The organism is Microbacterium resistens, assembly GCF_031456305.1.
GTDB classification, from domain to species: Bacteria; Actinomycetota; Actinomycetes; order Actinomycetales; family Microbacteriaceae; genus Microbacterium; species Microbacterium resistens_A.
The window spans coordinates 160,547-172,975 of the sequence record NZ_JAVDUM010000007.1 but is presented as its reverse complement, the minus strand read 5'-3'; the positions used below and the strand labels follow the sequence as shown (position 1 = coordinate 172,975).

Annotated in this window: 12 protein-coding genes; 4 read left to right on the top strand and 8 right to left on the bottom strand. The window is 71.7% G+C overall.

Features of this window, described 5'->3' with window-relative positions; translation table 11 throughout:
* The first annotated feature begins 38 nt into the window (after positions 1–38).
* From J2Y69_RS09655 to J2Y69_RS09645, 3 genes are all read left to right on the top strand, one after another.
* Positions 39–566, top strand: coding sequence for a hypothetical protein (locus J2Y69_RS09655; protein WP_310020029.1), 528 nt, complete (start codon positions 39–41; stop codon positions 564–566).
* Between the two features lie 249 nt (positions 567–815).
* Positions 816–1,304, top strand: coding sequence for a SprT-like domain-containing protein (locus tag J2Y69_RS09650; protein WP_310020027.1), 489 nt, complete (start codon positions 816–818; stop codon positions 1,302–1,304).
* Positions 1,305–1,416: 112 nt separating this feature from the next.
* The gene (locus J2Y69_RS09645; RefSeq protein ID WP_310020025.1) at positions 1,417–1,944 is read left to right on the top strand and encodes a hypothetical protein; all 528 of its coding nucleotides are present in this window, start codon (positions 1,417–1,419) and stop codon (positions 1,942–1,944) included.
* A gap of 411 nt (positions 1,945–2,355) precedes the next feature.
* Here J2Y69_RS09645 and J2Y69_RS09640 read toward each other — a convergent pair whose 3' ends face one another.
* The 8 genes from J2Y69_RS09640 to J2Y69_RS09605 form a co-directional block, all read right to left on the bottom strand.
* Positions 2,356–3,822, bottom strand: coding sequence for an ABC transporter permease (locus J2Y69_RS09640; RefSeq protein WP_310020023.1), 1,467 nt, complete (start codon positions 3,820–3,822; stop codon positions 2,356–2,358).
* Entirely contained in the window at positions 3,819–4,580 is a 762-nt protein-coding gene (locus tag J2Y69_RS09635) for an ABC transporter ATP-binding protein (RefSeq protein ID WP_310020021.1), read from the bottom strand. The genes J2Y69_RS09640 and J2Y69_RS09635 overlap by 4 nt, the downstream gene beginning before the upstream one ends.
* A 503-nt stretch (positions 4,581–5,083) precedes the next feature.
* On the bottom strand, positions 5,084–5,722 hold the full coding sequence (locus tag J2Y69_RS09630; RefSeq protein ID WP_310020019.1) for a response regulator transcription factor: 639 nt from the start codon (positions 5,720–5,722) through the stop codon (positions 5,084–5,086).
* Positions 5,719–6,906 carry a sensor histidine kinase gene (locus J2Y69_RS09625; RefSeq protein WP_310020018.1) on the bottom strand — a complete coding sequence of 396 codons (1,188 nt, stop codon included), beginning with the start codon at positions 6,904–6,906 and terminating at the stop codon, positions 5,719–5,721. The genes J2Y69_RS09630 and J2Y69_RS09625 overlap by 4 nt, the downstream gene beginning before the upstream one ends.
* Before the next feature lie 972 nt (positions 6,907–7,878).
* Positions 7,879–9,078, bottom strand: coding sequence for an AMP-binding protein (locus tag J2Y69_RS09620; protein WP_396653073.1), 1,200 nt, complete (start codon positions 9,076–9,078; stop codon positions 7,879–7,881).
* A gap of 7 nt (positions 9,079–9,085) precedes the next feature.
* Complete coding sequence (locus J2Y69_RS09615) at positions 9,086–9,997, bottom strand: 1,4-dihydroxy-2-naphthoyl-CoA synthase (RefSeq protein WP_310020014.1); 912 nt, start codon at positions 9,995–9,997, stop codon at positions 9,086–9,088.
* Between the two features lie 10 nt (positions 9,998–10,007).
* Positions 10,008–10,964, bottom strand: a complete 957-nt coding sequence (locus J2Y69_RS09610; RefSeq protein ID WP_310020012.1) for a hypothetical protein — start codon at positions 10,962–10,964, stop codon at positions 10,008–10,010.
* Between the two features lies 1 nt (position 10,965).
* On the bottom strand, positions 10,966–11,301 hold the full coding sequence (locus J2Y69_RS09605; protein WP_310020010.1) for a PadR family transcriptional regulator: 336 nt from the start codon (positions 11,299–11,301) through the stop codon (positions 10,966–10,968).
* An 89-nt stretch (positions 11,302–11,390) separates the two neighbouring features.
* On the opposite strand from J2Y69_RS09605, the gene J2Y69_RS09600 reads away from it, so the two are divergent.
* The gene (locus J2Y69_RS09600; protein WP_310020008.1) at positions 11,391–12,377 is read left to right on the top strand and encodes an o-succinylbenzoate synthase; all 987 of its coding nucleotides are present in this window, start codon (positions 11,391–11,393) and stop codon (positions 12,375–12,377) included.
* Positions 12,378–12,429 lie beyond the last annotated feature (52 nt).

Genomic DNA, 12,429 nt, shown 5'->3' with positions numbered 1-12,429 from the left:
TGGAGGACGAAGGATCGCGGAGCGGAGAGGACGGACACGTGGGTTTCATCAAGGGATACGACTCCGGAACGCTCCGCGAACTGGTCGACCCGGCCGAGTGCGAGGCTCGCCTCGCCGAGATCGAGCAGCAGCGCAGCATCCCGGCCCTCCTGGAGCGTGTCTGGCTGCTGAAGGTGCTCGGACGCCTCGACGAGGCCCAGACCCTCGCGGACGAGACCGTGCGTCAGTCGCGCATGGCCGGCACCCGCAAGGATCTGCTGCGGGCTCGCATCCTCCGCGCCACCGTGCTGCAGTACCGCGGCGCCTACGCCGCCGCCGATCAGGAGCTCGCGACCTGCGTCGACGAGGCCGAGGGCCAGGGATGGACGGCCATCGCGGCCTTCGCCCACCAGCACCACGGGAAGACGGCCCTCGAGGCCGGGGACTTCGAGCAGGCCAGAGAGAGCTTCAAGCGCACGCTGTTCCTGCGCCGCGAGGCCGGGGCCGACGACGCCGCCCTGGAGTCGGCGCTGCTCGCGATCGAGACCGTCGAGCGGCTCCGAGACCCGGCGCTGGCCGTCGGCTGACGCCTGCGCGCCTGCGGTTCTGCGCTCGCGCTGTCGTTATCCGCTCGCGCTGCGGTTCTCTGCTCGCGCTGTCGTTGTTCGCTCGCGCTGCGGAATCCTGTTCACGCTGCGCCGATTCACGGCGCGCGGGCCGGAAATGACAGCGCGGATGCCCTCGATCACAGGAAACAGCAGCCCGAACGACGAGCAGCGTCCGTGATTCCTGGGAGCAATGGCGCCGATGTCCGTGGGATGACCTAGCCTTTTTCCATGGCAGATCTGGATCGTGTGCGGGTCTGGGGCGAGGCTCTGCTGCGGATGCATCTGGACACCTCATGGACGTTCGGGTTCGACAACGCCAAGCGCCGTGCGGGACAGTGCGACTTCCGGAATCGCAGGATCACCGTGTCCCGCTATCTCGCCGCGCGTTTCGAGGACGACGAGATCCATCAGGTGCTGCTGCACGAGGTCGCGCACGCCCTCGCCGGCCATGCGGCCGCGCACGGCGCGGCATGGAAGCGGATCGCCCGCGACATCGGCTACGTCGGCGGGACGACCCATTCAGGCGAGACGGCGACGGAGCTCGCACCATGGGTCGGCCGGTGCCCGTCCGGGCACACGGCCTTCCGGCACCGGCGCCCGTCGCGCCCGACATCCTGCGCCCAGTGCTCCCCCCGCTTCGAGGAGCGGTTCGCCTTCGAGTGGACGCGGAGGGAGATCACGTCCGCCGACCGTCTGGCGGCGAGGGCGCCGCGCTGATCGAGGGTTCGGGTGCGCTCGCCTCAAGACATGCGATCCCCCAGCGGACCTGGCAGACCTGGCGGACGTGGGCAGGAGCGATTCCCCGCTCCGGAAGTGTTTGGATGGGGCCATGAGGATCCTGCAGAAGCTCACTCTCGACACGGACGCCGATGCGGCCTGGCGCGCGCTCCACTCCCCGACGGTGCTCGCGGAGATGTACGGTCCATTCGTCGTCGTCACGCCCCTGGACCAGACTGAGGCGCAGGTCGTGGCGTCCGAGCTGGACCCGCGGGAGTCCGTCGCCGTGCAGCTCCGTCTGCTGGGCCGGTTCCCGATCGGTCGCCAGCTCATCTCCGTCTCGGAGCGGGTGGAGGAGCACCGGGGCGCCACGGTGCGGATCCTGCGGGACAGCGGGATCCCGCTGACCGGGCCGCTCGCCGGGCTCGACGTCTGGGACCATCAGATGGCCGTGTCCCCGGCGCCCGGAGACTCGTCCCGCACGCTCTGGCGTGAGCGCCTCGTCATCGGCGGCCCCGGTGCCGCCCTGCTCTGGCCGTCGCTCTGGCTCATCTGGCAATGGCGTGCCCGCCGGATCCGCTCCCTCGCCCGTACCTGGGCGCACGATCCCGAGTCTCCCGCCTCGCCCGCCTCCCTCTAGGGCTTTCTGACCTTCGCCTTCTGGCCCTTCTGGCCTTTGGCCTTCTGGCCTTCTGGTCCTTCGCGCCTCTTCGTCCCGCCTGCTTCCTCTGCCCCGCCGTTTCTGCCCCGCCGTGGCAGAAACGGCGGGTTGGGAGGCCCCTCAACCCACAGGAAGTGCCCCGCCGTGGCAGGAACTGTGAGTTAGGAAGCTCAACCCGCAAGAAGTGCCCCGCCGTGGCAGGAACTGTGGGTTGGAGGGCTGTTCAACCCACAAGAAGTGTCACGCCGGGGTAGAACTTGCGGCTCAGGAGAGCCAACCCGCAGAACATGCCCCGCCGGGGCGGATCCTGTGGGTTGGGAAGCCGCTCAACCCACAAGTTCTGCCACGGCGGGGCACAAAAAGCCCAAGCCCAAGCCCAAGCCCAAGCGATCAGTCGGCGGCCAGGGCCTCGACCGGCACGACCCGCGTCGCGAGCCGGGTCGGCGCCACCGAGGCGACGAGGGTCAGCACGGCCGTGGCGACGACGATGATGACCACCGGCACCCACGGCACGGCAGGCGCCACGAGCCCCGCAGGCTTGAGCTCCGGGATCGTCGGAACGGAGCCGAGGAGCGACTGCGCGGCGATCCACCCATAGCCGATGCCGAGGACGAGACCCGTCAGCGTCGCCGCGACCGTGATGTGCACAGCCTCCAGCAGCACCATCAGACGCACCTGACGTCCGGTGAGCCCGATCGCCCGAAGGAGCCCCAGCTCCCGGCGACGCTGCACGACACCGATCGTGAGGAGGTTCACCAGGCCGACGGCGGCGATCACCGCCGAGATCGCGACGAGGACCATCATGATCGAGGCGAACGCGTCCATCGGCGCGAAGAACAGCTGCGCGTCATCGCCCTCGGTCTGGCGGATCAGCAGCGCCTTGGCCGACTCCATCGCGACCGCGAACATCGTCACGAGCGTGACGCCCATCACCACGCCGATCGCGGTACGGCTGGACCGCTCCGGATAGCGCAGCGCGTTCTCCGCAGCGAGCCGGGCGGTGGGCCCGGAGCCGAACAGCCGCCCGACCAGGCGCAGCACCGGAGGCATCACGAGCGTCGCGCCGACGGAGAGGCCCGTGAAGGAGAGCACTCCGCCGAAGAACGCGATCACCACGCCGAGCGGCGTCACCAACCCGACACCGACGCCGGCGACCAGCAGCGCGACCCCGAGGATCAGCAGCACGAGCGCACCGACATTGCGGGCGGGACGGGTCGCGACCTCGTCATGGGTGCGGTCGGCCGACCCCCCGAGCGCCTGGAGGGGCGTCACGACGAGGACCCGACGCGACCCCGCCCAGGCGGCGATCCACGTGGTCAGCGCGACACCGAGCACCGGAAGGATGACCCCGGGCTGGAGCAGCGAGAAGTCCGTCGGCGGATGCGGCAGCACCTGCGCGCCGATGAGCGCGCCGATCGCCGACGCGCCGACGCCGACGCCGAGCCCGAGCACCGCGCCGAGCACGCCGACGATGAGGCCCTGTCCTGCGACCTCGGCCCGCTGCGAGCGCGCGGAGGCACCGATCAGACGCATCAGGGCGATGCGGCGAGTGCGCCCGGCGACAATGGTGGCGAAGGTGTTGGCGGTCACGATCGCGGCGACGTACATCGCGACAGCGGTGAGCAGGACCGAGAGGATCGAGACGACCACCGCGAGCGTCCCGCTGTTGCCGATGAGCGGGTCGGCCTGCAGCATGGCGCCGATGTAGACGGTCACCTCGACCAGGAACACGCCGAACGCGGCGGCGAGGGTCGCCACGAGGATGCTCGCACCCATGCCGCGATCGCGCAGCCAGCTCAGACGCGCAGGGGTCAGCGGCGTCTCCAGGAGCGTTCCCGAGACAGTCGCGGCGGTCATGCCGCCACCTCCGCGGCGAGCATGTACGCCGAGATCTCCTCGGCGCTCTGGCGCGGGTGGTCGGCGACGATCCTGCCGTCGCCGAGGAACAACACCCGGTCGGCGTGGCTCGCGGCAATCGCGTCATGCGTCACCATCGCGATCGACTGGCCGTGATCCCGGCTGGCGGCGGCGAGGAGCTGAAGCACCTCGCGACCGGTGGCCGAGTCCAGGTTGCCTGTCGGCTCGTCGGCGAAGACCAGGTCGGGGGCGGTGGCCAGCGCCCGCGCGATCGCGACGCGCTGCTGCTGTCCGCCCGAGAGCTGGTGCGGACGGTGGCGCAGGCGCTTGCCGAGCCCGAGCGTCTCGACCAGGCCATCGATCCGCGCGCGCTCGACCGCCGAGGGCCGGCGCCCGTCGAGCTCGAACGGGAGCAGGATGTTCCCGAGTGCATCGAGGGTGGGGACGAGGTTGAACGCCTGGAAGATGAAGCCGACGCGACGGCGGCGCAGGATCGTCAGATCGAGGTCGCTGAGCCCGGTGATCTCCGTGTCGCCGATCCACGCCAGCCCCTCGGAGGGTGTGTCGAGGCCGGCCATGATGTGCATGAGGGTGGACTTGCCGGACCCGGACGGGCCCATGATGGCGGTGAACTGTCCGCGGCGGATGCCGACGCTGACATCGTCGAGGGCACGGACCGCACCCTCACCCGCGCCGTAGTTCTTGGTCAGGTGCTGGACGCGGGCGGCGAGGCCCAGGTCGCTGGTCGTGATCTCCATGCCTTCGACGCTACGGAGCGGCTCGTCCCGCCGCGTCGGCCGTCGGATGCATCCCCGTACATCGCGAGGATGATCCGCGGTTGCCGTGCGGGGGCGGATCCTGGCGGGCGGGGTTGGGTGGGGCGAGGTTGGGGCGGGGCAGGTCGGGCCGGGCCGGGGTGTGCGGGCGCAGTTTGTGCCCCGGCGTGGCAGCTTCTGTGGGTTCAAGGGACGTCGAACCCGCACGAACTGCCACGGCGGGGCAGGACAGAGCGGGATGAGCCCTTCGACCCCTGACAGTCCTGTGGGCTCGGCTTACGCGCCACGGCGTGGCAGCTTCTGTGGGTTCAACGGGTGCCGAACCCACACGAACTGCCCCGGCGGGGCAGAAACGGCGGGGCAGAAACGGCGGGGCAGAAACGGCGGGGCAGAAACCGACGGACAGAACGGACCCACAGAAACCGACGGACAGAAACGGCCCGGAACAAGCCCCGGCCCCGGAACGACGCGGAGCCCGCCCGGGATCAGGTCAGGCCGTGCTCGAAGGCGAAGACGACCAGCTGCACGCGGTCGCGCAGACCCAGTTTGGTGAGGATCCGGCTGATGTGGGTCTTGACCGTCGCCTCGGAGAGGAACTCGCGAGCCGCGATCTCGGCGTTCGAGAGGCCCCTCGCCGCGAGCGCGAAGATCTCCCGCTCCCGTTCGGTCAGATCCTCGTAGGTCGGCGGCACGGGCGCCTTCTGCGGCGACGAGAAGTGGGCGAACAGCTCCCGGGTCGCGGAGGCCGCGATGACGCTGGACCCGGAATGGACGGTACGGATCGCGGCGAGGAGGAACTCCGGATCCGCGTCCTTGAGCAGGAACCCGCTCGCCCCCTGCCGGATGGCCTTCGCGGCCGCCTCATCGAGGTCGAAGGTGGTGAGCATCACGATGCGGGGCGGATCGGGCTCGCCGAGGATCTGCGCCGTGGCGGTGAGCCCGTCCATGACCGGCATGCGGATGTCCATCATCACCACGTCGGGCCGGGCGCTGCGCACCACCTCGATCGCCTCCGCGCCGTCGCCGGCCTCACCGACCACCTCGAGGTCGGGCTGGGAGGAGACGAGCATGCGGATGCCGGCACGGAACAGCGCCTGGTCGTCCACGAGCACCACCCGGATCATGCGGGACCTCCGATCGGGAGCGCGGCGTTCACGACGAACCGATCGCCCACCCGCTCGGCCGTCAGCGTACCGCCCACGAGCTGGGCGCGCTCGCGCATCCCCACGAGCCCATGCCCTCCGGGAGAGGAGACATGACCGGCGCCGATGTCGTTCGCAACGCCGATGTCCACACGATCGACCCACCAGGACAGGCGGACGTCGACGTCGCCTCCGCCATGCCTCAGGGCATTCGTGAGCGCCTCCTGCAGGATCCGGTAGACGGCGAGCTGGATGGCGGCGGGGGGCTCGCCCGGCGGCATCGGATCGACGGTCACGCGCGGCTCGACGCCCGCGGCCCGCACCTGCCCGTACAGGGTCTCCAGATCCGCCAGCGTGGGCTGCGGGCCCTGGCCCTGGCTGTGCCTGAGCTGCGTGAGCAGCAGCCGGACGTCCGACAGCGCGGCGCGGGCGGTCTGCCCGATCGTGGTGAGTGCGGCCGTCGCGGACGCGGGATCCGCCGCCGCCGCATACCTGGCGCCGTCGGACTGGGCGATCACGACCGCGAGGGAGTGCGCCACCACGTCGTGCATGTCGCGGGCGATCCGCACCCGCTCCTGCTCGGTCGTCGCCACGGCCTCGGCATGCACCTGCGCCTCCCTGGTGCGCCGGCCCTTCAGGATCGACCGCCAGAGGAGGCCTCCGCCCCAGCCGACCACGAGCGTCAGCCCCGCGAGCGAGGTAGTGATGACGAAGACCGTGGCGACGCGGATCCCGATCTGATCGTCCGCGATCAGCTGTCCATGGATGATCAGCGTGAAATACCCGCCGGCGACCACGCCGCCGAGCGCGGCCGACGCCCCGCCGAGCCACATCATGGTCCTCGTGCCCCAGGCCGCGGTCGCGAACAGCACGATCGGGATCGCGAGGTTGTAGCCCGACGGCCAGAACCCGACGGCCATCTGCATGGCTGCCGCCGTCCAGGCGACGATCAGCGCGAGCCGTGGAGAGATTCGACTGATCGCCGCAGCACCCCAGAACACCACGCCCACCACCACATAGAGGGCGACGGTCATGCTCGACGACGGGAGCCACCGGCTGATCTCCCCGGACGAGATGACGAGCGAGATCGGCGTGGTGACGAGAAGTCCGAGCGCCGCGCCGACGATGTCGAACACGAGCCAGACACGGGGAACGGAGCGGAACACCCCCTCACGCTACGCGAGCGCCCGGCGGCCGACATCCATCGCGCGATGTATCCGCGGGCGGGCCGGCGTGCGTGCCTCGTCCGGATCGGCCCCGGGGTCGGCGTCCGGTCGACATCACCGGACGCGTGGGGTCAGCAACGCGGGGCGCCTGGGGTCGGTACCGCGGGGCGCCTGGAGCCGGCACCGCGGGGGCCCGAGAGCCAGAGACCGCACCCACGCTGCGGATATCTGGGGGCGCTGCAGTTTCCTGCGCACGCTGCAGATCCCTGGGGGCACGCTGCAGCTTCCTGCGCACGCGCCGCAAATCTGCGCAGCGCACGCGGAAAACAGCAGCGCGGGGTCGAACTTGCCATCGCGGACGAGCGGGCCAGGTGGACGTGCAGGCCGGGCGGACCGGGCGGACCGGGCGGACCGGGCGGACGGGGCGGACGGGGCGGGGCGGGGCGGGTGGACCGAGCGGATAGACCGGCAAGCGTCGGACGACTCCGGCGGCATCACCTCACGCTGCCGTTTCCTGGGGCGCTGCCGTTTCCTGGGGCGCTGCCGATTCCTGGGGTGCGCTGCCGTTTCCTGGGGGCACGCTGCAGTTTCCTGCACACGCGCCGCAAACCTGCGCAGCGCACGCGGAAAACAGCAGCGCGGGCCAAACCTGCCACCTCAGGCGGGCCGGAGGAGCGGGCCGGAGGAGCAGGCCGGACGAGAGGGCCGGGCGGGCAGCGGACGACTCGGGAGATATCTCCTCGCGCTGCCGATTCCCGCTTGCGCTGCGAAAATCTGAGCCGCGCGAACAGGAAACAGCAGCGCGTCCGTCAGAACGAGAGCGCGGACCAGGAAATGACAGCGCGAGCAAGGAATGACAGCGCGAGCAAGAAACAACAGCGCGAGCAAGAAACAGCAGCGCGAGCGAGGAACGACAGCTCGAACGGGAAACGGCAGCGCGATCCCGGAAAGCGCGGGCGGGGACCGACCCGGTCAGCGGAGGAGGCGGCGGAGCGCCTCGCGGTCGGGCTTGGCCGAGGCCAGGAGCGGGAGGACGTCGACGAGGACCACCCGCGACGGACGGGCAGGGGCACCGACCTCGGCAGCCGCCGCCGCGCGGACCCGGGCGAGCAGGCCATCCACATCGGGAACGGGATCGCCCGACGCCTCCCCCACCGGCTCGCTCGCCGATCCGCCCACCGGCCCGCCCGACACGTCCGCCCGAGCGACGACGACGACCGGGGACTGCCCCCACCGCTCGTCGTCTCCGCCCAGGACGACGGCGTTCTCGAATCCGCGGACTCCGCGCACCGCACGCTCGACCCGGTCGAGCGACACGTTGACCCCGCCGGAGACGATCACATTGTCGGCGCGGCCGAGCACCCGTACGGTGCCTGCGCCCGCGGCGGCCTCGTCCACCGTGCCGAGGTCGCCCGTGCGGTACCAGAGCGCCCCGGCATCGTCCGGCACGAACCGGTCCGCCGTCTGCGCCGGATCGCCGAGGTAGCCCGCGGACAGGGTCGGCCCGCCGATCCAGAGCTCCCCCTCGACCGCACGCACCGCCACGCCGTCGAGCGGTACGCCGTCGTAGACGCAGCCGCCGCTGGTCTCGCTGGAGCCGTAGGTGCGCACGACACGCGCCCCCAGCGCGGTCGCCCGGTCCCGCAGGGGCGCCGGCAGCGCCTGGCCGCCGACGAGGATCGCGTCGAACCCGGCGAGCGCGGCACGGATCCGATCCTCCTTCTCGGCGGCGTCGACGAGCGTCGCCAGCTGCGCGGGGACGAGCGAGGTGAGCCGCACCCGGCCGTCGGGCATCCCGAGGGCGGCATCGGCGAAGGCTCCCGCGTCGAAGCGCCCGCCCAGCACGACCGGGTCGGTGCCGGCGAGGATCGAGCGCACCAGGACCTGGAGGCCGGCGACGTAGCCTGCGGGGAGCGCCAGCAGCCAGTTCCCCGCCCCGATCCGCGCGGCCGTCGCCGCGGCGCTCGCCCGCAGCGCATCGGCGCTCAGGACCACCCGCTTCGGCACGCCGGTGGAGCCCGACGTCGCGATGACGACGGCCGTCCCCTCCGGCACCCGGTCGGCCTCCCCCGGCGGGAAGCCCAGCGCGAGCGGCTCGAGGCCGTCGAGCGCGCCCTCGAGCGCCCGGCGCACCGCGCCGGGCTCCGAGGAGTCGACGGATCGCAGGCGGATCATCTGTTCAGAAGTGCCAGGGGTACGGCGACCAGTCCGGCTCGCGCTTCTCCAGGAACGCGTCGCGCCCCTCCACGGCCTCGTCCGTGCCGTAGGCGAGCCGCGTGGCCTCCCCCGCGAAGACCTGCTGCCCGACGAGCCCGTCGTCCACCGCGTTGAAGGCGAACTTCAGCATCCGGATCGCGGTGGGCGACTTGGTGAGGATCGTGCGGGCCATCGCGATCGCCTCCCGCTCCAGCTCCGCATGCGGCACGACCCGGTTCACGGCGCCTGCCTCGTAGGCGCGCTGCGCCGAGTACTCCTCGGCGAGGAAGAACACCTCCCGCGCGAACTTCTGCCCGGTCTGCCGCGCCATGTACGCCGAGCCGTAGCCGGCGTCGAAGGATCCGACGTCGGCATCGGTCTGCTTGAACCGGCCGTGCTCGGCCGAGGCGATCGTGAGGTCGCAGACGACGTGCAGCGAATGTCCGCCGCCGGCGGCCCAGCCGGGAACGACCGCGATCACCACCTTGGGCATGAAGCGGATGAGGCGCTGGACCTCCAGGATGTGCAGCCTGCCCGCACGGGCGGGGTCCCGGACCTCGCCCTCGGCCTCCGAGTACTTGTACCCGTCGCGGCCGCGGATGCGCTGATCCCCGCCGGAGCAGAACGCCCATCCGCCGTCCTTCGGGCTCGGTCCGTTGCCGGTGAGCAGGACGACGCCGATCCGGGGATCCTGCCGCGCGATGTCGAGCGCGCGGTGCAGCTCGTCCACGGTGTGCGGCCGGAAGGCGTTGCGCACCTCCGGCCGATCGAACGCGACCCGCGCGATCCGGCCGTCCGTGGAGACGTGCGCGGTGATGTCGGTGTAGGCGTCGGCACCCGGCGCGAGCGTCCACTCCTCGGGATCGAACAGGTCGGAGACAGCGGATTCGGTCACGTCGTCCAGCCTATTCCGTGCGCCCCCGGCGGAGCCTGCGGAACCCGTCCGACGCCGCGCCGAAGAGCACCCCCAGGAACATCACCGTGAGGACGACGTCGAGGATCGTCACCACCGTCCCCTCGGCCGCGCCGAACAGCGCCGTGAGGTCGGGATGCAGCAGACGGTGCTGCCAGATCAGGATCAGGGCGGCGACCGCCGTCACGGCGGCCAGCAGCACGTTGGCGACGACGAGGGGGACGGTCCACCGGCCCCGGACCAGCACGACGCCCGCAACGAGGACGGTGAGCGTGAGGACCGCCAGCAGACCGATGCCGTAGCCCGGCCACAGGTCGAAGGCGAACACGTGCACGGCCTGGGGTCCCCAGCCGAGGAAACGGTCCCAGAGCACGGTCCCGGCGAGGATCACGGCCATGACCGCGGTCGCCGCGAAGTCCGAGACGGCAGCGCCCCGGGACTCCAGCGTCGGAAGCTGATCCGGGCTCCACTCTGTGATGCCCTCCCCGCTGGACCCGGTGCGCTCCAGGATGACGAAGACGAGGGTCGTCCAGAACGCGATCTGCACCGCGCCCTGCAGGACGCCGGCGATGATCGCGCCGATCACGTCGCCCACGCCGCCGCCCTGGAGGAGCGTGGCGATCGAGACGCCGACCGCGATGCACGGGATGGCGACGATCAGGAGGAGACGCAGCAGCCGCAGCCATGGCGCGTAGTAGCGGGGGCCGATGAGCCACAGAGGGCGATCCGTGAGCGAGGCGGCATAGGCGATCGGGTCGCCCAGCGCGGCGACGACCGCACGCTCGGCGTCGTCCCTGCCCTCGCCCGCCTCCATGCGCGGCTCGACCTGGTCCGCGACGGCCGCCTCCACCTCGGCGCGGACGTCGTCCCTCGCGGACGCGGGGACGGATCGGGCGACGGCTGCGGCGTAACGGCTCGCGTAGCGGGCACCGGTCGTGGTGCGGGTCATGTCAATGCTCCGTTTCGGTGAGAGCGGCGGTCGCAGCAGCGATGGCGGCGACCTCGCGGATGAGGGTCTCGGCGAGCCGGAGGCCGGCCGGGGATGTGCGGTAGAACTTGCGCGGCCTCGCCTCGTCGGTGTTCCACTCGCTGTCCAGGAACCCCTGCTTCTCCAGCCTGCGGAGGAGGGGGTAGAGGGTGTTGGCGTCCGTCGGGAATCCGGCGGCCGCCAACTGCTCGAGCAGGCCGTACCCATAGCCCGGCTCCCGCAGGAGGCGGAGGCTTGCGAGCACGATCGTGCCGCGCCGGAGCTCCTGGAGATGGCCGTCGAACTCGTCCTGACTCATGTTCATCACTATATAGTGCGTCGCACAGTATCGTCAATGACACGGCGTTGTGCGATCAGTGGACAGGGGCGGGCGGGCATGATGGACGCATGATCCCGACGCTGGCAGAGCTGCTGGACACCGCACGCGTGGTCGCGCTCCCCCTGAACACCCGGTTCCGCGGCATCGACGTCCGCGAGGCGCTCCTCTTCGAGGGCCCGGCGGGATGGGCGGAGTTCTCGCCGTTCACCGAGTACCCGGATGCCGAGGCCGCGGTCTGGCTCGCCGCCGCGATCACGGACGCCTGGGAGGAGCGCCCCACGCCGCTGCGGGATCGCGTGCGCGTGAACGCGACCGTCCCGGCCGTCGCCGCCGATCGCGTGGCCGAGGTGCTCGCGCGCTTCGACGGCTGCCGGACGGCGAAGGTGAAGGTCGCAGAGTCCGGGCAGACGATCACGGAGGACGTGTCCAGGGTCCGCGCCGTGCGCGAGGCGCTGGGCCCGGAAGGGCGCATCAGGGTCGACGCGAACGGCGGATGGAGCGTCGACGAGGCCGAGCGGGCGATCCACGCACTCGCCGAGTTCGACCTGGAGTACGCCGAGCAGCCGTGCGCCACCGTCCCGGAGCTCGTCGAGCTCCGCGGGCGCATCCGCTACATGGGCATCCCGGTCGCCGCGGACGAGAGCGTGCGCAAGGCCGCGGACCCGCTCGCCGTGGCGCGTGCCGGCGCCGCGGACCTGCTGGTGGTCAAGGCGCAGCCGCTGGGCGGGATCCGACGGGCCCTGGCGATCGTCGCGGAGGCGGGGCTCCCCGCCGTCGTCTCCAGCGCCCTGGACACCGCGGTCGGGCTGTCCCAGGGCGCGGCGCTCGCCGCCGCCCTCCCCGAGCTGGACTACGACTGCGGGCTGGGCACCGCGTCCCTGTTCGCCGACGATGTCGCCGACGCCCGCCCGGACGGCGGGAGCGTCCCGATCGGACGCGTCGTCCCCGATCCCGACGCACTGGCGCGGCTCGAGGCCCCGTCCGACCGCAGGGCCTGGTGGCTGGATCGCCTGACGCGCTGCCACGCCGCCCTCACGGACGACCCCTCCGCCTGACGCGGGACGACTCACCCCACTCGGCCCCGGCGCGTAGGCGGGCCGACCAGCC